The sequence below is a fragment of the Bacillus ectoiniformans genome (assembly GCF_016908875.1).
Classification (GTDB): Bacteria; Bacillota; Bacilli; order Bacillales; family Domibacillaceae; genus Bacillus_BX; species Bacillus_BX ectoiniformans.
On record NZ_JAFBES010000008.1, the window covers coordinates 82,367 to 109,236 of the forward strand.

Genomic DNA, 26,870 nt, shown 5'->3' on the forward strand with positions numbered 1-26,870 from the left:
TTAAAACAAACTAAGTTGATTAATGGTCACTTTCTCTTCGTTCGCCATACGCTCTCCTAATAACAACCTCATCCGCTCGTATTGTTTCTCCGTTACTGGCAGTGCACGCACCTGGCCTCTCGGAGGAAGATGTCGTTTTACTTTCTCAAGCTGTCTTTCCATCGATTCATGTCCATTGCATAATCGGCAATAGACTGAGAACTGCATCATATCAAACCCTTCATTAAGCAAATATACTCTAAACCTTGTGTAATCCCGCCGTTGTTTTTTGGTCTTCACCGGCAAATCAAAAAATAATAAGATTCTCATATAATTACTCATACTGATGCACCCTTAATGGGAGCAAATCCGGCAATTTAAAATAGGCAGGGTCTTGCTGGCGGCAGCAAGCGACATAGCTTTTCACCATATTTTCAACAGCAGTGGTTACAGCGTACTTCTCACCTTGTATAGAGACATCCATGTTCAACAAATTCACCAATTCTGCGCGTGTACTAACACTCCACTCTTCATCTTGACGAAGTGCTACATTGAAATCAACAATCGGTCTTAACACTTCCATAAAATCATCAGCTAAATTAAACGAATTTAATTGATTGTCGTGATATACACCAAGGCAAGGATGAAAACCGTAATTTGTTAAAGAGCGAGCAACCGCTCCACGCATGATTGCATATCCATAATTTAAAAGTCGATTAATTGGGTCATCCGAACGCCGCGTAAAAGACTGTTTAAATAAATAACCAAAATATTGCTTCGCTGCATACGCTTCTCTATTAGAGTTGTCGCCTGATTCTACGGTCTTGGCAATATGCCTTAGTTCTTCAGCTCCCTCACGATCTAAGTACTCAAGACAAGCGGATTGATTTAAAATTTTCTTTTGTACAATTTGTTGCCAAATTCTCTTTTTAAATGGTTTGGATAAAGATAATTGCATATTTAAAACCGACAGCTGTCTTGAATGCTGATGAAAGCTTGTCCAAATTCCGTTAGGTACTAATTTCTGATCGCAAGTAAATAACGCAATTCTATCTTCTGCCAACCTACTTAAAAGTGCAGCTGTAATGCTCACTCCTTTCGCTTCTATTAAAATCGATGCAATGTCTTGCAGTGGTATAGTAATCGTTTCATCCTGATGAATAACTAACTGTGAATTTTTCATGGATAACTTTGCATTGTTGGTAATCATAATATGACGCCAAGCCATTATTATCGCCTCCCTTAATAACTACTTGTCTATCATTCTTTCCACTTCAAGCCAAAAAAATACAGCGAGCGAAATTAATTTCACTCGCTGTATTTCTATAATTTTATAGTTTCATTTTTAGAAATTTGAAAAGAACGTCTTTTTTCGTTTTTAACTAAAGTTACATTGCCAAGAATCCCAACTTCATATTTTTCAATGCAGTCAATAGTTTTCAAACTAAACCTATGATCTTTAGATTTTGACGGTCTATTAATATGTCTAAATTCAAGGATATCTCCACTTATATCAATCGTAGATAAGTATAAAAACTCATCATGTTCTCCTTTTACCACACGAACCAAATCATACGGATATAAGCTAAACTGAAAACAATACGTATTATCTAACTCTCTCCATTTATCATACCCTTTGCCTGAAGTCACTAATTTATTAGGCAATTCCGGTAAGCTTGTATCTAAAACATAAATAGGGATCATATGATATTTTTCCTCTTTCTTAAAAATATCGATCCGAACAAGATCTCCATTTTGTGCAACACCGCCATTAACTTCCCGCACAAAAGATTTTTTATCTGAATAGACTTTTACCCTTTTTATTTGATTCCCGTTGCCTGAATAGCTTGGTTTATAAAGTGGCTCAGTGAATGCTGCATTCACATTTTTATCATTAGCCAAATACCTATTTTTAATTGCTTCATACGTAGCTAAGTCACTTTCTTTACCGACCATATCAAAATCGCCGTTTTTATCGAATTTAATATCCTTTAACGCCACTCGTTTAACAATAAGTGTTTTACCCGACTTCTCATCAACTCCACCTCTGGCCATAATTGTTTCCTTATGCGCAGCCCCTGAAACAGATCGTTTAGGCATACGTGAAACCATTGTATAGTCAGGTAAAGGAAGCTTATACTCAATGGCTTCCTTTATAACCTTTGGAATTGGTTCAACTGAAAGCTTCGTCAGTAAGTCCTCTCTAAATCCTTCCCAAGGCATTGGAAAATATAATTTATTTTGAGTAGGCCGCTCTTTTTGCTGGTAATATTCCGTCACTCTAGTCACCATATACTGATCCGTACATGCAACAACTACAGCATCTAAAGCATGGTGCAAATAACTATCTTTCCTTACTTTTTCAAGTCCCCAGCGGCTGCGCAAATGTGCAGTAATTCTACCATTAACGGTTTGCACTATTTTTTTCATCGGAATTTTCGTTTCTTTAAAGATTAAAGTTCTTTCCACAAAGTTTTTAAAAAACTTCGTTGCATAACGGGTATCATTTAAATGACGTTCTTTAACAATATCACTTTCCCTTGAATGATACTCCTTTTTAACTAAGTATTCCTTTTTATTCTTCGGAAACTGCTTGTTCATCAATACATATTCTTCAAATTGGTTCCATCGATCCATGCCCTCTTCATTTAAATAATCAAAAGGAATCCGATTGCCTTTCTTTCGGTTCTCGTCACTATAAACCAACACCTTATTCATATAACTATCCATAAAGCTTTGACTGTACGGTAAAATATGATCAACATCTAACACAGGAGCACTGTTACGTTCTCGGCGCAGCTCTGCGAAAAACACACTTGCAGGTATATGACGTAACGAATAAGCACACCTCTCATTTTGCTCTTTCCAAAGCTTGTAGCGAACGATGTCATAACCTGTAGGGTGCAATATATTGTTTTCCAGTAAAACAGCTATAGCACCTTTGTTCTTCTGCAGATTCGCCTCTTGTTCTTTTATTACTTTTTTTCTTTCTTCATGGTTTTTCGACAATTCTCGAGCAAGCTCAATATGAACAGAAACAGGTGATCCATACTTTTTAATAATTGCATTTACCACTTTACGCGTTTGCGATAGTGCTCGTTTTACAATTGGATTAGTCAGTTCATCCGGAATCACCGGAAGCAAAATGTGACGTTCAGTTTTTGTTAAACCAGTAGTATCATACTGAAGGTCATCTGCTGAGTCTTTAAATGTACGTCCACTTGCCATGACAGGAAATAAATTTTTCATAGCCTTAAAGGATAGATGTCCAAACTTTGAATAGGAATAGCCTAATAATTCTTCTATTAATTCCTCACTATAAACCCTCTTCGCTATATTAGTAGGTTTGCTTAAGTAGGCTCGAATGTCTTTATCATTTTTATACACTGTTAAAGCATAACCAAATGTATCGAAATCAATATCCTCATACAATTCCCCGCTAGTTAATGTATGAAGAAAGGCAACTTTTTTTAATTCATAGTACGCCTGTAAATTAACAAAGTCTTTATCCTCCACTTTTGATAGAGGCGTTTCAGGATCATAGTTTAAACCTTTGAATTTTGTCATCTCATCTAAAGTAAGCCACTTGCGAAGATCTTTATACTTAATTGGCTTAGGTATTGTTTTTTTATTTACAAAGTCCGTTCTATCAAACATTTTTTCTAATAAAATCGTTCGTTCTTCCTCTGATAATGGCCGGTAATCTGAGCCTAGTCGAATATTATTCAACTTATCTAAAACAATAAAGTATTGGAATGTATAGGTTGCTTTAGGAGCCCTACGCTCAGAGGGTTCTAAAGAACAATAACCTACTTTCTCAAGAATATCTGTTCCCGATGCGAAAGGCAGCTGAAAGTTCCAAACAGCTAAATAATCTTCTTCCAATTGTGCAGGTGCTAGTGCTGAACCGAATTGTCTCTGATTCTCAAAAATAATACGAATTTCTTTTTCAAGATCCGCTCGACTGACATTATAAATATATTCATTCGGCGAATTTCTTCTCTTATCAAGACTCGCAAACTTTTCATCCTTCATCCACATCTCTCCAACTGTTCGATAGGAACTAAGACGTGTTTGATTTTCTTCAATGACTGATAATAATTGTCCAACTTCTTTATCTTTTCGTTCAGACTTTCGATTCGATTTAAAGCCCCGACGCTGAGCTAAATGAATTAATAATCTGGTCCACTCCACCCTGCTTAACTTGCGATCTAGCGCCTCAACTCGAATATCCCAAATATCTACTGACCCTTGTTTAAGTGGATACAACGACTTTAACTCCGCTTCTTCAATTATCTGATTTCTAACTAGCAGATCTCGAATACCTCTCTTGCGTTGACTCTTCCTCCGCAGCCTTCTTCTGCTAGAACGCGCTAAACGACGAGGTTCTGCTAACGACGCTCCTGTTTTAGGTATTTCCGCTTTGTCAAACATACGTATACCTAAATCGATAATACCTTGCTTCTCATATCGTTTGTTTTGTTCATTAATCCCTAATTGAATGACACTCCAGCCAACAGAATTTGTACCTATGTCTAAACCAATCCGATAATCCAAATCCATTATAATCCCACCTTTGTATAATATTTGAAGCGATATATTAAAAAAAGGTCCTAGCTTCTGCAGATAGCTAAGACCTCTAATGTATGTATAGGTGGGGAGAAGCCCATCGTAATGGGCAGGCGATCCCCAACGCCACAGGCAACTAGTGCCTTTATCATAGAAACATCAACGCCATTGCTGTACTATGATAGTGCTAATATACCAATTATTGTTATTAGTTGTCAATATCATTTTAGATATTTTCTATTTAATTTAATTCTACATCATATTTTTATTAAACTACTATGCTAGAATCTCCCTTTTATCATACAATTGTGTTAGTAAGGAGTGAGCCAATGAACTTTATAGCCTGGATGATTGTTGCATGTGAAATTGCCTTTTGGGTCGTGATTGTGCTGGGGTTAACAGCAAGATATATTCTTCATTTACCGAAAACCGGACTCGTTCTTTTAGCTTTAACGCCAGTCATTGATTTGATTTTATTAACCATTACAGGAATAGATCTGTACAACGGGGCCACTGCCACAATAGCTCACGGGGTTGCCGCTGTCTACATCGGCATTTCGATTGCCTTTGGCAAAAGCATGATCGAGTGGGCGGATGAGCGGTTTCGCTACTATATCAAAAAAGATGGCCCGAAACCCGTTAAGCGCTATGGACTTGAGGATGCGCGCCATTATTTTAAGGGCTGGGTTCGGCATTGCATCGCTTTTTTAATCGGCGCTTCTCTTTTAGGCGGCATGGTTTACTTCATTAACGATGCTTCCCGCACAGAAGCACTAAGCGGCGTACTGAAGATTTGGTCGATCATCCTTGTGCTTGATTTCTTTATTTCCATCAGCCAATTTATCTGGCCTCGGCAAGGAAAGGCAAGTGAAGAAGAAAAGCTGGACTCCCGCTAATCGAAGAGTCCAGCTTTTCATTTTTAAATCTTCATTCTGTTTTAGCTCATGCCCTATTACAGCAGCGCATCAGCAAGCAAATTCTCATATTCAAATCTTTACTTCACTGCCTTCAAATAGCTGAACAGACAGCGGTGCTGCGAGAAAGGTGGGAGCTTTCGCTGCAAAAGCTTTAAAATGAGCACTGGCGTTATGACGGCCTACAGCGTCCATGTCTTCCCATATTTCAATCATCGTGTAATGATGATCTTTGTCTATATCTTTTTTTAGTGTATAGGAGTGATTCCCTTGTTCGTTTTGAGAAGCCTCTATGAGCGACCGAATCTCCTCTAAAAACGCTAGTTCTTGCGTCGGTTGAATATCTAAATGGGCAAGGGTAATAATCATGCTTTCATCCTCTTTTCATTAAGTTGATCTTACTTCCATGTCGTGATGTCATCAATTGGGAATCGGACAGACTCATATCCTTCTTCCGCTGCTTTTCCAATCGAAATCAGCATAACAGGAATCAATCGTTCTTTGTCTAATCCATAGGCCTCTGCTATTTTTTCTTTCTCGAATCCACCAATAGGGTTGGTCGCATATCCGCGCGCTTGAGCAGAAAGCATAATTTGCATGGAAACAAGTCCCGCATCAATGAAATTTAAAGCCTTCATTTCTTCTGCTGGAATTCCACTCAGCAGCCCTTTAATTGCAGGAACTTGACGGTCTTTCACCTCAGCAGGCATCTTCCCTTGTTCCACCGCCATCCCATAAATTTCTTCTATTGTATCCAAGCTCTTCATATCTACAAATACAGCAATTACTGCGGAAGAGGTCTCCACTTGCACACCGTTAAACTTAGCTAGCTCTTTTAACGTCTCCTTGCCCTCTTCACTGTCAATCACTAAAAAGCGCCAAGGCTGAAGGTTCACTGAAGAAGGGGCTAACGTCGCTTCTTGTAAAATCTCCTTCATTTCTTCTTCTGAAATCTTTACGTTTGGATCATATTGACGGATGGAACGGCGACTTTTAACAACCTCTTGGTAGCTCGGTAAACCTGATGTGTTTTTCATGATGTATCTCTCCTTTTTATTCCTGAATAGATTTTACATTTTTTTGCACTCTTCTCAGCTGTTCAGAAAACTGGATTAATTCGTGATCGGAAAAACCATTAAATACTTTTTGTATAAATTGTTCTTTTTCTAATCGAAAAGCGTTGAGCCTGTCTCTTCCTTGTTTGGTGAGTCGAACAAAAGTAAATCGCTGATCGTCTGGATTCTTCCGGCGTGCGACCATTTCCTTTTCTTCGAGCTGCTTTAAGTGCCTAGTTACGGCCGCTCCATCAATCTTCATTTTTTTCTGCAGTTCTGTTTGACTGATTTCGTCCACTTCATAGAGAAAATGAAGAAGTTCTAACCGAGTTTGGCTAATTCCTGTGCAGCGCTCAAACTTTGGACTCATCCATTTATAAATTTCATTTAGCTGATTGATAATTTCCCCTTGTTTTGAACAATCTATTTCTTTCACCTCTTTCATTAATTGACCCCTCAATTATAAAGTAGGAATTTATCTCTAATTTGCCCATCAACATGAACTCACTTCTTATTTACGAAGTAGATGTACAGTCTATCTTTTTTTAGTTGATAGGTCAAACAATATGAAAAGCAAACGAAAAAAAACAGACCTAAGTTCTCTTAAGCCTGTTTCCTGATATATAAATACGATCTAATAAGATGACAAAACAAAGTTTGCAGACAATAAAAATAATAGTAAATAGCAGCCCCGCCTTCGCTTGCTATCAATGATAGCCACTCTCGCTATCCTTCCTTCTGTTTTATTGCTGCAATCATTTAATACCCGGCAGAATGAAACCAAAACAAAAAACAGGCCACTTTTAACAAATCATTGGATTGCGTTCATTCCCTTTTACGCTTGATCGAACACCTAATAGAAATAATCCGCCGTTAAAAATAGATACGGCCGGAAGAGAATGCAAGTCGCATCCTTTTCCGGCCATATTGGGTGTTTTATCCATAGCTAGAATCCGAGTACACATCTGCCTTTTTAGATAACGCTCTTTAGACAGGCCGATGCTCCGGTCAGGCTTGCCGTGAACTAGGCATCGGTTGTTCATTCTTTGATCGTGTCAAAACCTGCTGGCCAAGAATAAGCGCCAAGATGCCTAAGCCAATCACGTCTGTCCAAACTCCAGGAACGATAAGAGTAACCGATCCTGCCAGACAAAGAGCAGCGAGCGGCGTCGGAAGACTCGTAATAAAATATCTTTCAAGCGCCACACTCAAGCCGAAAATACCGATGACTGCAGTAATTGTCACCCAGACAACTTCTAAAGGATTTGAAATGTCCTGCATCAGCAGAACCGGCGAGAAGACAAAAATGTAAGGAATGATAAACCCTGACAAAGCAAGCCGCAACGCTTCAAATCCGGTTTTGTTCGGATCAGCCCCTGCTATACCTGCTCCTGCAAAGGCCGCTAGAGCAACCGGCGGAGTGACATTCGCTAAAATACCAAAGTAGAAAACAAACATATGAGTAACAAATGGTGCTACGCCTAATTCAAGCAAGGCTGGAGCGGCCATCGTAGCCGTAATGATATAAGTCGGAATCGATGGAAGCCCCATCCCCATTACGATACAAGCCACCATCGTGAAGAACAGAGTTAAAAGCATTTCGCCCTGACCTAATACGAGAATGGACTGAGTCAGTTTTGGCCCAAGACCTGTCAGCGTGCTGACCCCTACAATCAAGCCGACCATCGCACATGACATAGCTACCCCAAGTGCTGAACGAACACCATCTTCCATCGCCTGCAGGATGTCTTTCACACCCATTCGCGTTTCTTTATTGAACCAGCTCACCACTACCGAGAGAACAATCGCATAAAACGCTGCATATAATGGTGTTTTTCCAGCCATTAACAAGCCAATGAGCACGACAATCGGAATTAAAAGATGACCGCCTTTTTTAAACACTTCCCATAGATTTGGCAATTCTTCTCTCGACATTCCGCTTAAGCCAAGTTTCTTCGCTCGGAAATGAATGATTAAAATAATGCCTAAATAGTATAAAAACGCAGGAAGGATCGCCGCTAGCGCAATCTGGCTGTATTGCATTCCTAGAGTCTCTGCCATAATGAATGCCGTTGCCCCCATCACAGGAGGAATAATCTGGCCTCCGACAGATGCCGTCGCTTCGACCGCGCCTGCGAATGCTGGTTTATAACCAACGCGCTTCATTAATGGAATGGTGAAAGCCCCAGTGGTTACGACATTCGCAAGTGCACTTCCGTTAATTGACCCAAGCAATCCACTCGACACAACCGCTACTTTAGCAGGTCCTCCTGATGTATGACCGGCTACACTTAATGAAATATCCGTAAAGAATTTTCCCATTCCTGACTTGTTTAAAAATGCCCCGAATAAAATAAATAGGATAATATAAGAAGCAGAAACGGAAATAGCGATTCCATAAATTCCTTCCGTTGATAAATACATATAGGTAACAATGTCTTCCACATCTTTTCCTGAGTGCTTTAATAGATCTGGAAAAGAGTGTCCGAAGAACGCATAGACAAGGAATAGCACCGTCAGAATCGTAAGCGCATTTCCTACAATCCGCCGTCCCCCTTCAATCACAACCAAAATAGTGAGCAAACCAAAGGCAATGTCTACTTTATTCGGCATATAAATCGACATTCTCTCGGCGATCCCTTGATAATCAAAGATCATATAGCCGCCTGTCGAAAGGGCCGCAAGCATCCACAGCATATCCATGATCGACACATTATTTGATTTCTTTTTATAAAAAGCAGGGTAAAGAATAAACACTAGCGCAGCGATCACAGCGACATGCAGCGACCGGTGCCGGAGCGCATCCAGCGGACCAAAATAGGCCGTGTACAAATGATAACCGGCAAGGCCAATACTTAATACGAAGATGGCCCAGCGCCAAAAACCTTGATCGATCTTGCGGAATCTAGATTCACTGTCATACTTTTGCAGAACTTCTTCTTGTTCAACTGTTGCTTCTGGATTTTCTTTTAGCCTCTTTGTCATGTAGATACCCCCTCTTTATTTATTCTGGTCTAGTACGCCCTTTTCTTTATAGTATTTCTCTGCACCTGGATGGAGTGGAAGAGGCAGTTTTTTCGCCGCTTCTTCTAGCTTAATTTTCTTAGCAGAACTATGAGCATTCTCTAAGTCCTTCTGGTTTTCAAATAGTGTTTTCGTAAGAATGTAAATGTCCTCTTCCGGCAAATCTTTATTTGTAATTAATAGGTTATTAACCATAACTGTTTCTCTGTCTGTCTTCACGCCTTTATATGTGTCAGCAGGAATGCTTCCAACTTCGAAGGCAGGATATTTTTTTTGAAGTTTCTCAGTCAGTTCTTGTGGTACCGGAATAATTTCTACTTCATCCGAAGCTGCTAATTCCATGATTCCTGAGTTCGGATATCCAGAAGAAAGAAACGCTACATCTGTCGTGCCGTTTTTAATTCCCTCGATCCCTTCAGAGAAAGAGAGGAAATCAGCATCTACGTCGTCATACGTCAAGCCGGCTTCTTCTAATATGCGTCTGGCCATTATTTCTGTTCCGCTGCCAAGTGCCCCGACGGCTAAATCTTTTCCTTTTAAATCTTCTAATGTACGTACACCCGCTGATTTCGGAGCGACAATTTGCATGTAGTTAGGGTAAAGAGACGCTACTGCTCTTAAATTCGACAAGGCTCCTGATTTAACAAAATTCCCTTCTCCGCTGTAAGCATCCGCTACCGTATCAGCCATCGCAAAGCCAATTTCCGCTTTTCCTCGCGAAATTTTTGCAGAGTTTTCCGCAGAAGCACCAGTTGTTTGTGCGCTTGTTTGTGCGCCGAGCTTTTCACCATATACTTTCGCCATAGCATTGCCCAGCTGAAAGTAGATCCCAGATGTTCCTCCGGTTAAAATCGTTACTGGCTTATCGGCCATGGGCCCCTTTTCCGAAGCCTTGGCACCGCTTTCATTTCCACTTTCAGAAGCTGAGTTTCCACATGCTGCAAGCAGTAAACACAGGCTTAAAAGAATAGTCCAATTGATGAATTTCCTCATTTCCTCTCACCTCAACCTTTCCAAATCTTTTCTATACTTTATCAATGCAATTTTCATACCATTTTTAAAATTCAGTTAAATAAACCGTTTTAAAAAGTAAAACGGCAAAAAATGCCGGTTTGCTGCGGCAAAATATTCCGCACCGGCATTTTTTTCTCTTCATTCTTCCTCACGATACAGCTGCAGTTTATTTCTAAGATTTCGTTCGCTTATTCCTAGAATCTCTACAGTCTGCTTGCGGTTTCCTCCACAATGGTCGAGCACCGCTTCGATCATCAGCCTTTCTGCTTCTTTCATAGTGGATTGTATCGGGACTTGCACGACATCCTTTCCTTTCATCATTGGGTTTATATTGATATTGGATGAATGATCGTCTCTTAACGCCACCGGTAAATCTTCCACAGATATGATACGGTTTTTAGCCATAGCGACCGCATACTCAAGTGTGTTGCCTAGCTGCCGTATATTGCCCGGGTAATCATAGGCAATTAACTTTTCATAGGCCTCTTGTGAGAGCGTGGGCAATGGACGCTGCATTTCTTCTGCATATTTCTTTAAGAAGTATTGAATAAGTAAAGGAATATCTTCTGTCCGTTCTCGCAATAAAGGCAGATCGATCGGAAGGACATTTAAGCGAAAATATAAGTCTTCACGAAACGTCCCTTCTTCCACCATCTGCTGCAGCTGCTTATTTGTTGCGCTGATGATTCGCACATCTACTTTTTTGGTTTCTGTTGAACCAAGGGGAGTAATTTCTCTTTCTTGAAGAACACGGAGCATTTTAGCCTGAAGGGACAACGGCATTTCTCCAATCTCATCTAAGAAAAGTGTTCCACCATCTGCAGCTGTCAATTTTCCCGCTTGATTCCCCAACGCTCCAGTAAACGCTCCTTTTACATAGCCAAACAATTCACTTTCCAAAAGGGGTTCTGGAATCGCCGCACAATTCACTGAAATGAAAGGTCCATTTTTCCTTTTTCCTTGCCGATGAATCGCACGTGCAACCAGCTCTTTCCCGGTGCCGCTTTCTCCAAAAATGAGCACGCTTGAATCGATATCCTTCACTCGTTCAATGATTGAAAATACCTGCTTCATCGCCGGGCTTTCACCAATCATTTGATCGTAGCCTTTAATTTTTTCAATCGTTTCACTTAACTCCCGAACTTTATCCTGAAGCCCTTTATGTTCAAGGGCTTTTTCAATTAATAAATACAGCTCATCAATATCAAGCGGCTTCGTAATATAATGATAGGCTCCTCGTTTGATCGCTTCTACGGATGATTCGATTGTGCCGTAAGCCGTCATCATGATCACGGCTGCTGCGGGTTGAATTTCTTTAATCTCTGTCAGAACTTCCAGCCCGTCATATTCACCTAGCCGCCAGTCCAAGAGCACAGCATCTACCGGCCTGGTTCTCAGCACATCATACGACTTTTGAACATCGGTCATAGCGGTTACCTCATACTCATTTTCAAGTGCAAACCGCAGGGCAGAACCGATGGCTAATTCATCATCAAGAATGAGAATAGATGGTTTCACTCGACTCTTCTCCTCCCTCGTCTGATATTGGAAGCATCACTGTAAATACCGTTCCTGCTTCCTGTTTTGATTCAACATTCATTTCTCCATTATTTTCTTTAATCCACTGATAGCAAAGTGTTAATCCAAGCCCGACTCCATGCGGTTTGGTTGTGTAAAAAGGCTCGGCTAAATGGGACATTTCTTCTTGATTCATCCCGCAGCCTGTATCTTTCACCTCTATCCATCCTAGATGATTAGAAGTAAATGCTTGAATCGTAAGAACCTTTTCTTTGCTCACTTCCATCGCATCTTGTGCATTCAGCATTAAGTTTAATAACACTTGTTTCATCTGATCAGGATCGCAATACAACTGCATATCCGGCTCTATCTCCATTTCCAGACGGATGCCTTGTTTCTTCAGTGTAGGCTGAATTATCGCAGCAATGGACTGGAGAAACGGGTCGGCTGAAAAAACTTTCTTCCTCGGATATTTCGGACGGGCATAATCCAGTAAATTCTCTACAATCCGATTCATTCGATTCAATGCTTCCGGGACATGCTTCATCAGTTCTCCACGAAACGCGGGATCTTCATATTTCTTCGGCAAAAGATCAATAAATGTTTTCATAAATGTCAGTGGGTTGCGTATTTCATGAGCTACACCGGCAACCAGCTGCCCTAGTGCCCGCATTTTCTCTTGTGTCGCAAGCTTCTTCTCTAGCTTTCTTTCCTCTGAACGGTCAGCCAAAGTCAGTAAATATCCATTCATTTGACGACTTTCTTCATATAAAGGGATCAAGCGATACAGAATAAATCGCCGCTCGCCGTTTATTTCATCTTCTACTTCGTCAGAAACTAGCATAGGCACAGGCTTTTCTTGAAACATCTCTGCATGCGTATGAAACAATTGTTGGATTAACGGCTGCTTATGTATATCGTTTGTATGTATGGATAAGAGATTTTGAAGGCCGAGCATCTCCTTGGCTCGCTGATTAATACTTGTTAATTGACAGGTGCGGTCAAATGTCAGGATGCCATAATACATATGATTGATAATTTGGGTTTTAAACGCGTTAGCTTCAGAAATGGCTTGCTGCTGAACTTCAAGCTGGCGGTTCGCATCGGCAAGGGCATGCGTCCGTTTTTTCACTTCCTTTTTCAGACGCTGATTCCATACATAAGCGAGCCAAAGGACAAGTAACGCTAGACTGATCAGAACGATCAGAACAATGATCCAATTTCTTAATTCCTTTAGCTGTTCATCAGGTGACGGAGCAAACCATTCGGCATATAGCTTTTGATACTCCCCATTGGCCTGCATGTGAGAAAGAGATCGATTAATTAATGATAGAAGCTCTGTTTCCCGAGGTTGAACAGCTGCCGCGAATTCTGTAGGAACACCTAAATTATTGATAATCGTATATTGTTCTTGTCTGCCTGACTGTTTCAGGTAATATTCAGCGGTCCATTTATTGGAGAAAAGCGCATCCGCTCTGCCCATCATCAGAAAGTTCAAGGCGTCTTCTTGATTAAGTGCCAGCTGAAATTCCACACGTCTAATATTCAATAGCAGTTCAAAGGAATTAGGTTCGTATTGCATAGCAATCGTATTCCCGCGAAGATCCGTTAAGGAATCAACAGATGCAGCATCAATTTTCGGGACTACTACCGCATCTGCCATCGTGAAATAGGGCTCCGAAAACTGAAATCGTTCGCTCTGTTCAGCTGAATATTTCATCCCTATCACCGCATCGACTTTTCCTTCTTGTAAAGCTTGTACAGCTTGATGCAAATCCATTGGTATATACTGAAATTCTACTTCTTCCTTCTCCGCTATTTCTTTAAAGATATCTATGCTGAACCCTGTAAATTTACCAGCATCGTCTATATATGAGAAAGGAGCCAAATGCTTTTCCCCGGCGATCCGGTACACCTTCTTTTCCGAAGGGGAATCCACTTTTATGGCGCGGTCAATTAAACTAGCTTGTACGGAAGGTGTGTACAGATTAAAGAGCATACCGAAGCATATGTATAATGCCATTTTCCGCATAGAGACCCGCTCTCCTTTTTAGAATTTTTTCACTATTGTAACACAATCCTTATTCCTAATATTCCAAGCAAACGATTTATGCACTAAAGACCTATGTCATTAAAATTATTTTTGTCCTAAATTTGCCTTTTTAATATTTCTCATCCCTTCTAAAATAAGGTATGATGACAATATAAACCTTAAATCTTAAAATATTCCACATTTATTAATTTAGTATTTAAATATATAGAGATGGGACTGACGGCTAATGTTATTGCGCAACTTGAAAATAGGGAACAAATTACTCGTATTAATTCTTATTTCTATTGTCTTTCTTAGTGCTGTTGGCGTGACCGGCTATATTTACATGAAGCAAATGGCTGACAATACACAAAATATGTATGAGAACAACTTAAACCCCATTGTTCAGCTTGATCAAATCCGAATAAACAACCGAGCGATTGATTCGTACACTCTTCAATATATGCTTACAGATGACCCTGCTGTTTATAAAGATTTAGACGAGCAAACGGAAGCAAAGATCGCAGAAACACAATCTTTAATTGGTGACTACGAGAAGACCAAACTGTCTTCGTTTGAAGCCGAACGCCTTGATCAATTTAAACAAGAGTACCAGTCTTATATCGATGATGTAACAAAAGTTCAAGAGTTAGGGCGAGTGAATAAAAACGAAGAAGCCTATGTCCTATATTCTACTAGTATGGTAGAATCTCGCCGCTTAGTAAATGAACTGTCAGATGAACTCGGTCAATTCAATACAAAGGCAGCCGATGAAGCAAATCAAAATAATACAAACAAAGTATCGCAAGCCACAACCATTATAATGGCTGTCGTCTTATTGTCATTATTGCTATTTGGCGCAACAGGCTATTTCATCACTCGCATTATTACCCACCCGATTAAAGATATTCAAAAGCTGATGGAACAAGCGGAAAAAGGAGATTTAACTGTGGAAGGTTCGAATCCGTCGAAAGATGAAATCGGTCTTTTAACTGTTTCGTTTAATCAAATGATGAACGGACTTCGCGGGGTCGTACGAACGGTTACAGAAACGTCTGAACAAGTGGCTGCCGCTTCTGAAGAACTAATGGCCAACTCAGAGGAAACGAGTAAAGCTACCGAACAAATTGCCTTTACAATGCAGGAAATGGCGACTAGTTCAGGCAAACAAACGCACAGTATTGAAGAAACATCTCAGACCATTCGAGAACTCTCCATAGGCGTTCAGCAAATCGCCTCCAACGCTCAGCAAGTATCGACTACTGCCATTGACACAACAGATAAAGCGTTAGAAGGAAATGAGTCGATTACGAAAGCTGTTACACAAATGACGGAGATTAACGAAACGGTTAACGGACTGGCAGAAGTAGTGAAAGGACTTGGAAATCGCTCAAAAGAAATCGGTCAAATTGTGAATGCTATTACGGATATCGCCGCTCAAACCAATTTGTTAGCTCTGAATGCTGCAATCGAAGCAGCGAGAGCCGGCGAACATGGAAAAGGATTTGCGGTAGTAGCCGATGAAGTTCGAAAGCTTGCTGAAGAATCTGCTCAATCCGCGCAGCAGATTTCTAATTTAATCACTGATACTCAAACAGAAACGACTCGTGCAGTCCATTCAATGAATGTGGCAACTGAGAAAGTAGAGGAAGGCATTGAAGTGGTCAATATGGCAGGTATGTCATTTGAGCGCATTCAGTCCTCTATCAACGAAGTGACAAATCAAATTCAAGAAGTCTCTGCTGCTGTAGAACAAATGTCAGCAGGCACCGAACAAGTTGTTCAGAACATTAAAGTCCTGACAGATACTTCTGAAACGACGGCTGCAGGCACTCAAAATGTATCAGCCGCCACAGAAGAACAGTTAGCTTCAATGGAAGAGATTGCTTCCTCCTCTTCTGCTTTAGCGCATATGGCAGAAGAATTGCAGGCTATGGTTCGCAAATTTAAAGTATAAATATGACAAGAAAAACGCAGGTTTCTCATCCGTGAGACCTGCGTTTTTTATACAATAAATACGATCCCGAAACCCAAAGAGGGTGGCTCCATACGACAGTCACGCATGAAGCCCCCCTCTTAATTGATCTAATTATACATACGTCCTGTTTGTCCTGTTTGTGAATTTCCAGCCGTGTCGTCCGCTGTCACTTCTGCTCCAGCTTCCTTGACTTTGCTGCCAATCCCTTTTAAATCTTCTGTGGCTTCTTGAGCAGTGGATAAAATATTATTCGAGTCTTCTGTTACTTGACTCACCGGCTCAATCACATCTTTATTTACTTTTTCATATAGATCCTGCGCTTCGCTGATGGCTTCTTTCAAAACGGCAGATGCATTTTTAAATCGCTCTTGAAAGTCATTCTTTACTTCCCCTGGATTCTCTTTTACTTTAGTGACCATATTCACCGTGGAATCTTTCACACCTCTTGTGGAAGAAGTTACTTTATTTCTGGTGTTCGTATCGAGCAGAGCAACCGCTCCTCCTACTACCGCTCCAATCATCATCCCAGTTAACAATTTGCTGTTCGAACCTGTTTTCGATTGCGAAATAGTCGTTTGCACCATAATACAGTTCCTCCTAGAAAGGTTATTTTATATAATCGTATATTCCCCTTTTCCAACGAACTAAACTATCACCTCAAGCTCTGCCTATTCATTGAATCTTTAATTTATTCGTTATTTTCCCAGTCATCCCCTTTTACACCTACCTTATTATCTAGTTTCTTCTAATCATTTTTAAACATTCGTTAACCGTTTACATTATTTAAGTAATCGTTTACATAATTGGTGTGAGTACTTCATTAGGTAATATGGCGGCCTTTGCCATCTTGTCTATACAAGTATTGACCATACTGGAAAGCTTAGCTAAAGTCAGAGAGTAAAATAAAATATGAATGGAGTGTTACACAAATGGTTCAAGCGAAACAACCATTTAAAGTATTTGTCATTATGACGATCGCCATGATGATGATACTTTCTACAGGACTCACATCAGCTTTGGCAGTTACGCAGCCAGAAGCCGATACTCCTCTTAATAAAGAGAATATGCAGAAGTTATCTGCTAAAAGCGTAAAAAAGCTAGATAACGGCGTCCAATTTGATCTAGGTGAATATGATGCATTTATTCGAATTTTTTCTAAAGACCTAGTGAAAGTATCTGTTCTGAAAGATGGACAGAAAGAAGAATATTCTCAAGCTATTAAAAAGAAAGACTGGGAAACACCTAAATTCTCTACAAAAGACAGCAAAAACGAATACACACTTTTAACTGACGAACTAACCATTAAAGTCAGCAAGTCTCCATTCGGAGTTAAATTTTTAGATAAAAAAGGCAATGTGATCAATGAAGATTACATGGAAAATAAGTCTGCATCCGGTTATGAAGATGGAAAACCTTATGTCTTCAAGAAAACAGCTAAAGGTGAAAACTTCTACGGATTTGGTGAACAAGCCGGTTTAAACTTAAACCAGCGCGGAGAGAGTATCGGCATGTGGAATACAGATGCCTATGCTTATAACAAAGACACGAAATACTTATATACTTCTATTCCTTTCTTCATGGGACTGAAAGACAAGAAAGCTTATGGAATCCTCTTCGATAATACCTACCGCTCTTACTACGAGATGGCTAGTGAATCAGACGATTATTACTACTTTTACGCGAATGGCGGCCCATTAACATACTACTTCATGAATGGTCCTGAAATTTCAGACGTACTAGATATTTATACAGAGCTTACGGGCAAGATGGATCTTCCAGCTGAATGGACATTAGGTCTTCACCAAAGTAAATGGGGATACACAGCTGATGAAATCGTTGATGTAGCAAAAACTTATCGCGAAAAGAATATTCCACTAGATACGATGCATTTCGATATTGATTATATGGATGGCTACCGCGTATTCACTTGGGCAGATAAATACAAACAAGCCCTTCACAAGCTGAAATCAATGGAAGGCTTCCACGCCATTGCCATTAATGATCCGGCTGTGAAACAAGATGAGAATTACAGCATTTATAATGAAGGCGTAGAAAAAGATTTCTATGGTAAAAATCCAGATGGTTCTAACTTTATCGGACCTGTATGGCCTGGTGATTCCGCCTTCCCTGACTTCTCTAAAGAAGAAGTGCGTGACTGGTGGGCAAAACACCACGACGTGCTATTCAATGAAGGAATTGATGGAATCTGGAATGACATGAACGAGCCGGCTGTATTTTTAGATGGCGGTAAGTATAACCACACGATGCCTTTAGATACGTATTTCGGTTATGAAGACGACAAAATTATGCACACAGAGTATCACAATTTATACGGCCATGACGAAGCCGAAGCAACATACAATGCATTTGGCATGCACAAGCCGAATGAACGTCCATTCGTGTTAACACGCGACATGTTTGCCGGCACTCAGCGTTATGCTGCTCTATGGACTGGCGATAACGTAAGTAACTGGGAGCACCTGCAAATGTCACTTCCGATGAACATGAACATTGGTTTATCTGGTGTATCTTTTGTCGGTAACGATATTGGCGGATTCGCTTCACGTCCTGACAGTGAGCTTTACACTCGCTGGATTCAAGTAGGAGCTTTCCTTCCATTCTCTCGTATCCATTATGATTCAGATGCGAAAGCAGAAGTGAAACAAGGTCAAGAGCCTTGGGCGTTTGGTCCAGAAACAGAAGAAATTGCTAAGAAATACATCAACATGCGCTATCAATTAATGCCTTACCTATACAATGCATTCCAAGATTCTTCTGAAACAGGAAAACCGGTTCAGCAGCCGCTTGTTTATCACTATCAAGAAGATCCAAACACATACGATATCAGCAATCAATTTATGTTCGGTGATTCTATGATGCTTTCACCTGTCGTAAAAGCTGGACAAACTTCTCGTGATGTTTATTTGCCTAAAGGCGAAACGTGGGTTGATTACTGGACGAAGAAAGAATATAAAGGCGGCCAAACGATTCAAGTGGACGCTCCTGTTGAACATCTGCCAATCTTCGTGAAGAAGGATTCTATGATCCCAACTCGTGAAGTACAGCAATATACAGGTGAAAACGAACTGACTAATCTTGTGCTTGATGCCTATGTGGATCATGAAGCACAATACAGCTTCTATGAGGATGACGGAAAATCTCTTGCCCACCAAAATGGTGAGTTTGATGAAACGGTCTTCAATCTTGAGCAAAAAGGCAACAAAATCGAGTTCTCTAAATCAACGAAAACAGATCGTTTCGATTCTGCTCTAGAACAAGTCACATTGAAATTGAATAATGAAAAAGCACCGAAAAAAGTTCAAGCTGCTAACAAGAAATATAAACAAGTGGCTTCAATGGACGAAATGACGAACACAACACGTTCTTTCTTCTATGACGCAAAAACAAAAACGATTTACATCAACATTCCAGTTGAAGAGAACAAAAAAGTTCAAGTTAAGTTTTAATTTTATTTAATAGAAGGGACTACTCACTTTTTGTGAATAGTCCCTTTCATCTTTTTATAAGCAGGTGATCTATAATGAACCAAAAACTTTTATGGGGCTTACTATTAGGAATTGTCGCCTTTATTATTCTGATGGCAGTCTATACATACACCCGACCTTCTGCGCCACTAAAAGAAGAATCATCCGATATTCTGTTTTCTAACCTTCATACCGACCAAGCTCGGTACGACCCTAAACACCAAGTGACATTCAGTATAAAAAATCATATTAAACCAGACCATGTCACCATCACTTATTATCATCTAAACGATCTAATTAAAAAGCAACATCTCACAGTTGATGAGCCTGGCGAACATATTTGGTCATGGAAGCCGCCTGAGGATGATTACCGGGGATATTTAATTGAAGTCACTATGAAAAAGGACGATCGCATTCAGTCAGAAACCATTGCCGTAGATGTATCTAGTGATTGGAGAAAGTTCCCGAGATACGGATTTCTCTCCCGCTTTGACGATTCTGCCGCGGTAAATGGGCAATCAGTTATTGATGACCTCAACCGCTATCATATAAACGGGCTGCAATTTTACGATTGGCATTACGAACATCAAGAACCGCTGAAGATGGACAATTCCTCACCTGCCTCTCATTGGGAAGATGTAGCCACCCGTCATATTTCCTTTGATGCGGTTCAACAGTACATTGAATGGGCCCATGAAACAAACATGAAAGCCATGAGCTATAACCTCCTTTACGGTTCATTTGAAAACCGGGATCTTCCTCGCGAATGGCAGCTGTTTAAAGACCCTGATCAACAGCAAGCCGATCAGCACCCTTTACCAGACGACTGGAAAAGCAACGTCAATGTCATGAACCCTACAAACCCGTGGTGGCAGGAACACTTAATCAATCAGCAGAAACAAGTGTATGCCCACTTGCCCTTTGACGGCTGGCATATTGACCAATTGGGAGACCGTGGAGAAGTGTACAACGAGTGGGGAGACAGAATCAATGTAGCTGAAAGCTTCCAGCCGTTTCTTCAGGAAATAAAAGAACAGATGCCTGATAAGGAGATGGTACTGAATGCTGTAAATCAGTATGGTCAGTCCTCCATTGCCGAAGCCTCCCCTTCCTTTCTGTACACAGAAGTGTGGGACGAATACAAAACTTATAATGACCTCAAGCGAATATTAGACGAAAACGCCGCTCTATCAAAAACAGATCAAAGTTCCGTCCTCGCCGCATACATGAATTATGACCGTTCCGATCAACCAGGTAATCTGAACGAAGCTGGCATCTTACTGACGGATGCCGTGATTTTTGCGAGTGGCGGTGCTCACCTGGAACTAGGAGAGCATATGTTGTCGAAGGAATATTTCCCTCATAACAACTTGCAAATGTCAGCGGGTCTGAAGAAGAAAATGATGGCCTATTACGATTTTTTGACCGCTTATGAAAATGTTTTAAGAGATAACATAAGTGAATCATCTCTATCGATCGACGCCAATCAGCCGATTCCACTCTCTGTTGGAGAAGCTAAAAAAGATCACATTTGGGTGTTGCCAAAAGAAAAAGGCAACAGACAAATGATTCACTTCATTAACCTCCTTGATGCAGAAACAATAGAGTGGCGTGATACGAATGCAACTCAGCCAGTACCAGAGCTGCGGACGAATCTAACATTTACTATAGAAGAAGATCGCCGCGTAAAAGAGATTTGGATGGCTTCACCTGACTATCACTCAGGAAAACCTGTCGCTGTTCCTTTTGAACAATCCGAGAGCCAGACGACCTTTACCCTGCCTTCTCTCACCTACTGGGACATGCTAGTAGTGGAATACGAAGAATGAGACGGCACTCTTTTATCTGTTTGGCAGGATTATTGAAAGAACTGGCTTAAAAATAGGGAATTTAGAAAGAATGTAGCCCATTTTAGAAAGAATAACCCCTTAATCGGCAGGAATATATGCGATTTTGGAAAGATTAATCTCCTGACCCACAGGAATTCACACGATTTAAGCAAGAGTCATGATACTCTGAACTCAAAACAAAACAGGACCGCTGAAGAATCCAGTGTAAACTGACTCATTCAGCGGTCCTGTTCTATTTAAAACCATACATGTGAATCTCCTTGCTGTTCTTCAGCATGTTGATACACATTCCTACTATCAATTTCAGATTGAAAGTATTCTTTAATGATTTTCTCATCTGAATGCGGGATAGACTTGCCTTTCACAATCTGCGCCCCGTTAATGCACCCGCTCGTTAACAAGACGATATCCCCTTCCCCACTTTTCTCCAAAGCCCTACGCACACCTTCCGACCGACTCGTTGTTTGGTAAATAGGCTGGTTATGCGGAACGGCGAATCCTGTCATGACCTGATTGACGATTTCTTCTGGATCATGATATCCCGGATGATCCACCGTTACGATTAAAACATCCGCTTCCCCATCAGCTGCTTTCGCCATTTTTGGCATTTTACCAAAATCACGTATGCCAATTCCCGCGATCATGGCAATCAGTCGGCTATGTGGAATTTTCTTCACTTCATCAAGCACAGACTTTAAAGCAACCGGCGTATGAGCATAATCTAAGATCACTTTACGCCCGGCCGTTTGAATAGTTTGGAACCGGCCTTCTACTTGAGGCATTTGCGGAAGAACAGCGAGAATATCTTCCATCTCTACTCCGATGAGCAAGGCCGCTCCAATGGCCGCTGTTAAGTTTCCAATATTGTATTCTCCGTAAAGCGGAACCTCGATTCTTTCTGTCACGTCCTGCCACGTTAAGTCAAACGCCATGCCTTCTTCGTGATGCTCGCAGTTTCCCCACACTAGATCCGCTCCTGATTCCACTCTTCGGCTGTACGTAATCACTGGATGATCAGCTATAGCTAGAATCCGTGAGGCCATTTCTTGATCATCCACGTTTACCACGCTTGTCTTCGCCTGTTTGAAAAGCTGCAGCTTAGACTGTGTATAATGATCCATCGTACGGTGATATTCCATATGTTCCTCTGACACATTGGTGTGAATCGCGACATCAAACCTGATCCCCTCGACTCGTTTCTGGTCCAGAGAAATAGAAGACACCTCCATAGCGGCAGCCTTGTGATTTGATGCGACTAACTTATGAAAAATCTGATGGATATTTGGCGCCATCGGAGTAGTCGGCGTGCTTTTCTCAAATTCCAGCTTCCCCTCTTTCGTCCAAATGCCCGTTGTCCCAAGCAGCCCGCAATCTATATCGAGTAAATTAAATAAGCTGCTTACAAACGTTGCCACCGTTGTTTTTCCGTTCGTGCCTGTGACACCTACTTTCACTAGATGATCTTTGGCATTCTCATAAAAGTAGATGGAAAAATAGGCGAGAGCTTCTTTCGTATTTTTGACATGAAGAAATGTACGCGCCGGGTGCTTCTGGCTAAACGATTGCAAAATATCAGCTTGACTGCCAACAATGGTCATGGCACCTTGCTGTATAGCTTGTTCTATATATAAATGCCCGTCCGTATTTTCCCCTTCGATACAAAAAAAGACCGAACCGTTTTGTACTTGATGAGAATTATAAGCAATGCTTGTCACTTCTTGACGAGCAGGGCCAAACAGGTGGACAACTGAAAACTGGGGAATGAGGGAAAATGATATCCGCATAGAAAGCTCCTTTTTCTAACATGTGTTTTTTTATATAGTTACCCCAATTTAAAACAGTTATCCGATTTTCTAGCGCACTCAGCACATCCAGTAGTTAGAACGATTAGTTTATTTTGGAATCGGTCCGGGAATGATGTGAAAGAGATTTCATTTTTACAAGGAGGACTACAATGAAGAAATGGGGATATTCAGCGTTAACTGTATTAATGATGGTGACTGCTGCAGGCTGCAGTGGAAATGAAGAAGAACCAGAAGATAAAACAAAAGAAGAACAAACGGAACCAGCTGAAACAAATGAAACAACAGAAGGCACGATGACAGAAGAAACAAACGAAGAGTCGACTGATTTGACGAGCGGCGTAGAAGGAGTTCACAACTCCCTGCAAACACTGAAAAATGCGGTTGAAACACCTGACAATCAGGACGAAATGAAGAAGTCCGGTGAAGAATTAGAAGAGAAATGGGATCAGATTGAGAAAGACGTAGAAGAACAATATCCCGAAGACTATGCAAACATCGAAGAGAGTCTTTATCCATTAATGGATGAGGCTAAAAAGGATGAGCCTGATACAGAAAAAATGAAACCACTAATAGAAGATACCGATAAAAAGCTGACAGAGTTTAAAGACAAAATTCTTCCAGCCAGCTAACACTAAGGGAGCCTGCATATACAGGCTCCCTATTGAATGTTCGTTAAACGAATCAATTCCACTTCATCTTGTATGCCTAATAAAGAAGCTCGAAAGACTTCCATTTCACAGGCATAAAATGTCGAGACGGATTGTTCATATTCTTCCGTCCACTCTTTATAGCTTACAACTACATCATGACCCTGGCTTTGCTGCTGAATGCGTGCTGCCATATTCACCGTATGACCAAAGTAATCCAGCAAATCATTGGCATTGACGACAATAGCAGGTCCGGTATAAAGTCCGATTTTGATAGCCATCTCCTTAACCTGTGATTCTTTCAAGTTTCCTTGAATTTCAAGCGCCGCTTTTACAGCATCTTTGGGTCGGTAAAAAGCAGCCATGACCGAATCGCCTATTGTTTTCACCACTGCTCCGTTATTAGCCGAGATCCATTTTCTTAAATAATCAAAATGCCTGTATACTTGCTGATACGCCTTGGCATCTCCTATGTTTTCATATAATGAAGTCGACCCTTTTAAATCCGTGAACAAGATCGTCAGCGACTCTACGCCAATTTGCTGATCTGAAGACAGCACTTCTTTAGAAAATAAATCACGAAACAACTGGGAAGAAGCGATATTAGCAGCCGTTACCGCTTGGGGATCCCACTCGACTTTTTCTAAAACGGCCACTAGTTCAGACTGTGTCTGATTCCAGATACGGAACTTTCCGCCTTCTGAATTTAAAGAAACGGAGGACTTTTCAAATCCCGTTTCACCAACAATTAATTCTGGTTCGTTTGGTGACTCTGCTGAATAAACGGCCGCTTGGTCATTTCTTTGCAGCAAGCGGATTCTCATCTCTCCGGGTAAAGCCGGATAATGAACAATTTCCATCTCTTGCGGTTTTAGTCGATATTGCCCTAAGACATGAGGAGACGTCATCGGCCCTCCTATGCAGTATGTTTGATCTGTCGCCTGCCTTATAGATGGGTGTACGGAAAAGCGCATTTCGATGTAGCGGTCAAAGTTCATCTCATAATCTACTCCGCAAACGTCACAGTGCACTTCATTCTTGACGTCCTTCATAGAAGCAGCGGATGCTTTCGGCACGCGGCAGTTCGGACACATTAAAGTAAAGCTTTGTTTTAAGAGTCCAATCTTCGTCGCCTGCAAGAACATCGCCAGCACCTGCTGCCGATCTTCTTTCCATTGATCAGCTAGCTGATAGGGCTTCATTTGAAGCACTTCATCGTCTCCATGCTCAGTGAGGTGAATAATGAGTCTTTCCACTTGGCCTGTATGTCGGTGAACGACATGAAGTTGCTCCGAAAGCTTTGCCAAGCGTTCTTTATCCACTGCCCATCCTCTCTTCTCTTGAGGAAGCCTGTCAAATTCCCGCGTCCGATTCTCTGCTATGTACAGATCAACATATTCCATAATTTTCTTTATGGATTTCACACCGACCAAAGGAATAGCTGCCAGACCTAAAGGGTTCGCTGGCAGAAAACGTGCAGTGCCGATAATTTCGGTCGCCGACTGATCGCCTATTTGTTCATCACTACCCTTAAACTCCAAACTCCACAGGAGCCGTTTAATCGGCCCGCTTTCATAGACTCTTTCGACGCTATACCGCTCTTCCTTCACCCATTCAAAAGGGTACTCTCTCCACTTCATTGGAACAACTCCGAACACTTTCGCTTCCGCATAGCGAAAGAACGTGCGATCAATAAACTGAGCAGGTGAAAAATGTACAGAAAACAGACCAGAGACCCGATTTAGATGATCTGTGTGGGATAACAGTTCCCATACCTTAGTTCTCGGCAGATGGACTAGTCTCTTAAACTGATACACTTTTTCATTCAAATAGAGTCCTCCTTCACCACGTCTGTGTACCTTTCTTTAATCTCCACAAACTGATCGATATGAGCAAGAAAAATATCTGCCAAAAGCGGATCAAATTGCTTCCCTTTCTCTTCTTGAATCAGCTGAATAATCTTAGGAAGCGGCCATGCTTTTTTATAGATCCGGTCGCTAGCTAGTGCATCAAACACATCCGCCAGCCCCGTAATACGGGCATACAGATGAATCTCTTCTGCTTTCAGGCCATTCGGATATCCCTTTCCGTCCCAGCGCTCATGGTGCTGATGAGCAATAATGGCAGCGATCTTTAGAATGCGCCGCTTTGAGCCTTTAAAGATATGGTAGCCAGTCGTCGTATGCGTTTTAATCACATCAAACTCTTCACTTGTCAGCTTCCCTGGCTTCTCCAAGATGCTGTCAGGAATGGCTACCTTTCCAATATCGTGCATAGGTGATGCCAGCTCGATCAAGCTTGCTTCATTCTCACTCAATCCGTACAGCCTAGCGAGTAAATAGGAATACTTAGCGACTCGTTTCACATGCTGGCCTGTTTCCTGCGAGCGGCTTTCTCCTACCTCACCTAGTCTGAAGATAATTTCCTTTTGTGTTTCTACTAATTCCTCGTGCAGCAGAGCGGCTTGAATCGATTTCCCCATATAAGAAGCAGCAAATTGTAAATGCTTAACATCTAGATCGGAGAATGCTCCCGTGCCTGTCATTTTATTAATCGCCTGATATGCGCCAATAATCGTTCCGTCAAAGTTTCGAATCGGTATACACAGCACGGACTTCGTTTGATAGCCAGTCTGCTGGTCAATAGCATCATTAAAGCGAGTATCCTTGTATGCATCCTTAACCAGTACGGTTTCTCCTGATAGAATCGTATGCCCGGCAAGTCCAGCTGGGTGAGGAATTTCTACTCGCTCTAACCCGTCGGCTACTTTTGTCCAAATCACCTTCCGTTCTTCATCGAGCAGCCATAACGTACACCTGTCTGCCTGAATCCACTTCCGCCCCATTTCTGCCATTAATACGAGCAGCCGGTCTAGGTCATTTTCACCTGAGATCTTTGCTGCGTAAGTAAACATAATTTCAAGCATCTCTTCCGGCAACAGTTCTGCTTGTTTCACACTACCTTGTTGATTGACTAACACATAGCCACTTCCTTTTATCC

General features: G+C 41.2%; 19 protein-coding genes and 2 pseudogenes. 6 read left to right on the forward strand and 15 right to left on the reverse strand.

The annotated features are described in order from the left end of the window. From cas2 to cas9, 3 genes are all read right to left on the reverse strand, one after another. A complete protein-coding gene (gene cas2 / locus JOC78_RS11870; protein ID WP_239587136.1) occupies positions 1 to 321 on the reverse strand; it encodes a CRISPR-associated endonuclease Cas2 in 321 nt (106 codons plus the stop codon). After that, complete coding sequence (gene cas1, locus JOC78_RS11875; RefSeq protein WP_204556162.1) at positions 314 to 1,207, reverse strand: type II CRISPR-associated endonuclease Cas1; 894 nt, start codon at positions 1,205 to 1,207, stop codon at positions 314 to 316. The genes cas2 and cas1 overlap by 8 nt, the downstream gene beginning before the upstream one ends. A gap of 95 nt (positions 1,208 to 1,302) precedes the next feature. After that, positions 1,303 to 4,542: a type II CRISPR RNA-guided endonuclease Cas9 gene (gene cas9, locus JOC78_RS11880; protein WP_204556166.1), complete on the reverse strand. Its 3,240-nt coding sequence runs from the start codon at positions 4,540 to 4,542 to the stop codon at positions 1,303 to 1,305. A gap of 335 nt (positions 4,543 to 4,877) precedes the next feature. On the opposite strand from cas9, the gene JOC78_RS11885 reads away from it, so the two are divergent. Continuing rightward, positions 4,878 to 5,444 carry a hypothetical protein gene (locus JOC78_RS11885; RefSeq protein WP_204556167.1) on the forward strand — a complete coding sequence of 189 codons (567 nt, stop codon included), beginning with the start codon at positions 4,878 to 4,880 and terminating at the stop codon, positions 5,442 to 5,444. Positions 5,445 to 5,534: 90 nt separating this feature from the next. Here JOC78_RS11885 and JOC78_RS11890 read toward each other — a convergent pair whose 3' ends face one another. From JOC78_RS11890 to JOC78_RS11925, 8 genes are all read right to left on the reverse strand, one after another. Beyond that, positions 5,535 to 5,831, reverse strand: a complete 297-nt coding sequence (locus JOC78_RS11890; protein ID WP_204556168.1) for a putative quinol monooxygenase — start codon at positions 5,829 to 5,831, stop codon at positions 5,535 to 5,537. Between the two features lie 29 nt (positions 5,832 to 5,860). Then, a complete protein-coding gene (locus JOC78_RS11895; protein WP_204556169.1) occupies positions 5,861 to 6,499 on the reverse strand; it encodes a nitroreductase family protein in 639 nt (212 codons plus the stop codon). Positions 6,500 to 6,515: 16 nt separating this feature from the next. After that, positions 6,516 to 6,962 carry a MarR family winged helix-turn-helix transcriptional regulator gene (locus JOC78_RS11900; protein WP_204556170.1) on the reverse strand — a complete coding sequence of 149 codons (447 nt, stop codon included), beginning with the start codon at positions 6,960 to 6,962 and terminating at the stop codon, positions 6,516 to 6,518. Between the two features lie 358 nt (positions 6,963 to 7,320). After that, positions 7,321 to 7,560 (reverse strand): hypothetical protein, encoded by a 240-nt coding sequence (locus JOC78_RS11905; RefSeq protein ID WP_204556265.1) that lies wholly within the window; start codon positions 7,558 to 7,560, stop codon positions 7,321 to 7,323. Beyond that, positions 7,526 to 9,502, reverse strand: coding sequence for a TRAP transporter permease (locus JOC78_RS11910; RefSeq protein WP_204556171.1), 1,977 nt, complete (start codon positions 9,500 to 9,502; stop codon positions 7,526 to 7,528). Before JOC78_RS11910 ends, JOC78_RS11905 begins: the two co-directional genes overlap by 35 nt. A 15-nt stretch (positions 9,503 to 9,517) precedes the next feature. Continuing rightward, positions 9,518 to 10,534 carry a TAXI family TRAP transporter solute-binding subunit gene (locus JOC78_RS11915; protein ID WP_204556172.1) on the reverse strand — a complete coding sequence of 339 codons (1,017 nt, stop codon included), beginning with the start codon at positions 10,532 to 10,534 and terminating at the stop codon, positions 9,518 to 9,520. Between the two features lie 159 nt (positions 10,535 to 10,693). Then, positions 10,694 to 12,073, reverse strand: a complete 1,380-nt coding sequence (locus tag JOC78_RS11920; protein WP_204556173.1) for a sigma 54-interacting transcriptional regulator — start codon at positions 12,071 to 12,073, stop codon at positions 10,694 to 10,696. After that, positions 12,048 to 14,105 (reverse strand): transporter substrate-binding domain-containing protein, encoded by a 2,058-nt coding sequence (locus tag JOC78_RS11925; RefSeq protein WP_204556175.1) that lies wholly within the window; start codon positions 14,103 to 14,105, stop codon positions 12,048 to 12,050. The genes JOC78_RS11920 and JOC78_RS11925 overlap by 26 nt, the downstream gene beginning before the upstream one ends. A gap of 247 nt (positions 14,106 to 14,352) precedes the next feature. On the opposite strand from JOC78_RS11925, the pseudogene JOC78_RS17870 reads away from it, so the two are divergent. After that, positions 14,353 to 15,120: pseudogene (locus JOC78_RS17870) on the forward strand (MCP four helix bundle domain-containing protein); the annotation flags it as partial. A gap of 306 nt (positions 15,121 to 15,426) precedes the next feature. Then, positions 15,427 to 16,062, forward strand: a pseudogene (locus tag JOC78_RS17875) (methyl-accepting chemotaxis protein); the annotation flags it as partial. Positions 16,063 to 16,190: 128 nt separating this feature from the next. Here JOC78_RS17875 and JOC78_RS11935 read toward each other — a convergent pair. Continuing rightward, complete coding sequence (locus tag JOC78_RS11935; RefSeq protein ID WP_204556179.1) at positions 16,191 to 16,667, reverse strand: YtxH domain-containing protein; 477 nt, start codon at positions 16,665 to 16,667, stop codon at positions 16,191 to 16,193. A gap of 345 nt (positions 16,668 to 17,012) precedes the next feature. Between JOC78_RS11935 and JOC78_RS11940 the strand changes: the two genes are divergently transcribed. Both JOC78_RS11940 and JOC78_RS11945 read left to right on the forward strand, forming a co-directional pair. Then, on the forward strand, positions 17,013 to 19,550 hold the full coding sequence (locus JOC78_RS11940; RefSeq protein WP_204556181.1) for a glycoside hydrolase family 31 protein: 2,538 nt from the start codon (positions 17,013 to 17,015) through the stop codon (positions 19,548 to 19,550). A gap of 74 nt (positions 19,551 to 19,624) precedes the next feature. Beyond that, positions 19,625 to 21,397, forward strand: a complete 1,773-nt coding sequence (locus JOC78_RS11945) for a glycoside hydrolase family 66 protein (RefSeq protein ID WP_204556183.1) — start codon at positions 19,625 to 19,627, stop codon at positions 21,395 to 21,397. A gap of 257 nt (positions 21,398 to 21,654) precedes the next feature. Here JOC78_RS11945 and JOC78_RS11950 read toward each other — a convergent pair whose 3' ends face one another. After that, positions 21,655 to 23,202, reverse strand: a complete 1,548-nt coding sequence (locus JOC78_RS11950) for a UDP-N-acetylmuramoyl-L-alanyl-D-glutamate--2,6-diaminopimelate ligase (RefSeq protein WP_204556185.1) — start codon at positions 23,200 to 23,202, stop codon at positions 21,655 to 21,657. A gap of 170 nt (positions 23,203 to 23,372) precedes the next feature. Between JOC78_RS11950 and JOC78_RS11955 the strand changes: the two genes are divergently transcribed. Then, entirely contained in the window at positions 23,373 to 23,852 is a 480-nt protein-coding gene (locus tag JOC78_RS11955; protein WP_204556187.1) for a hypothetical protein, read from the forward strand. A 29-nt stretch (positions 23,853 to 23,881) separates the two neighbouring features. Here JOC78_RS11955 and JOC78_RS11960 read toward each other — a convergent pair whose 3' ends face one another. Together JOC78_RS11960 and JOC78_RS11965 are read right to left on the reverse strand one after the other, a co-directional pair. Next, positions 23,882 to 25,699 carry an adenylate/guanylate cyclase domain-containing protein gene (locus tag JOC78_RS11960; protein WP_204556189.1) on the reverse strand — a complete coding sequence of 606 codons (1,818 nt, stop codon included), beginning with the start codon at positions 25,697 to 25,699 and terminating at the stop codon, positions 23,882 to 23,884. Further along, positions 25,696 to 26,850, reverse strand: coding sequence for an HD domain-containing phosphohydrolase (locus tag JOC78_RS11965; RefSeq protein ID WP_338023200.1), 1,155 nt, complete (start codon positions 26,848 to 26,850; stop codon positions 25,696 to 25,698). The genes JOC78_RS11960 and JOC78_RS11965 overlap by 4 nt, the downstream gene beginning before the upstream one ends. Positions 26,851 to 26,870 lie beyond the last annotated feature (20 nt).

What these genes read in the sequence shown, in the direction of transcription:
- cas2 (WP_239587136.1), bottom strand. Translation starts at nt 321, where the DNA reads ATGAGTAATTATATGAGAATCTTATTATTTTTTGATTTGCCGGTGAAG.
- cas1 (WP_204556162.1), bottom strand. Translation starts at nt 1,207, where the DNA reads ATGGCTTGGCGTCATATTATGATTACCAACAATGCAAAGTTATCCATG.
- cas9 (WP_204556166.1), bottom strand. Translation starts at nt 4,542, where the DNA reads ATGGATTTGGATTATCGGATTGGTTTAGACATAGGTACAAATTCTGTT.
- JOC78_RS11885 (WP_204556167.1), top strand. Translation starts at nt 4,878, where the DNA reads ATGAACTTTATAGCCTGGATGATTGTTGCATGTGAAATTGCCTTTTGG.
- JOC78_RS11890 (WP_204556168.1), bottom strand. Translation starts at nt 5,831, where the DNA reads ATGATTATTACCCTTGCCCATTTAGATATTCAACCGACGCAAGAACTA.
- JOC78_RS11895 (WP_204556169.1), bottom strand. Translation starts at nt 6,499, where the DNA reads ATGAAAAACACATCAGGTTTACCGAGCTACCAAGAGGTTGTTAAAAGT.
- JOC78_RS11900 (WP_204556170.1), bottom strand. Translation starts at nt 6,962, where the DNA reads ATGAAAGAGGTGAAAGAAATAGATTGTTCAAAACAAGGGGAAATTATC.
- JOC78_RS11905 (WP_204556265.1), bottom strand. Translation starts at nt 7,560, where the DNA reads ATGAACAACCGATGCCTAGTTCACGGCAAGCCTGACCGGAGCATCGGC.
- JOC78_RS11910 (WP_204556171.1), bottom strand. Translation starts at nt 9,502, where the DNA reads ATGACAAAGAGGCTAAAAGAAAATCCAGAAGCAACAGTTGAACAAGAA.
- JOC78_RS11915 (WP_204556172.1), bottom strand. Translation starts at nt 10,534, where the DNA reads ATGAGGAAATTCATCAATTGGACTATTCTTTTAAGCCTGTGTTTACTG.
- JOC78_RS11925 (WP_204556175.1), bottom strand. Translation starts at nt 14,105, where the DNA reads ATGCGGAAAATGGCATTATACATATGCTTCGGTATGCTCTTTAATCTG.
- JOC78_RS11935 (WP_204556179.1), bottom strand. Translation starts at nt 16,667, where the DNA reads ATGGTGCAAACGACTATTTCGCAATCGAAAACAGGTTCGAACAGCAAA.
- JOC78_RS11940 (WP_204556181.1), top strand. Translation starts at nt 17,013, where the DNA reads ATGGTTCAAGCGAAACAACCATTTAAAGTATTTGTCATTATGACGATC.
- JOC78_RS11945 (WP_204556183.1), top strand. Translation starts at nt 19,625, where the DNA reads ATGAACCAAAAACTTTTATGGGGCTTACTATTAGGAATTGTCGCCTTT.
- JOC78_RS11950 (WP_204556185.1), bottom strand. Translation starts at nt 23,202, where the DNA reads ATGCGGATATCATTTTCCCTCATTCCCCAGTTTTCAGTTGTCCACCTG.
- JOC78_RS11955 (WP_204556187.1), top strand. Translation starts at nt 23,373, where the DNA reads ATGAAGAAATGGGGATATTCAGCGTTAACTGTATTAATGATGGTGACT.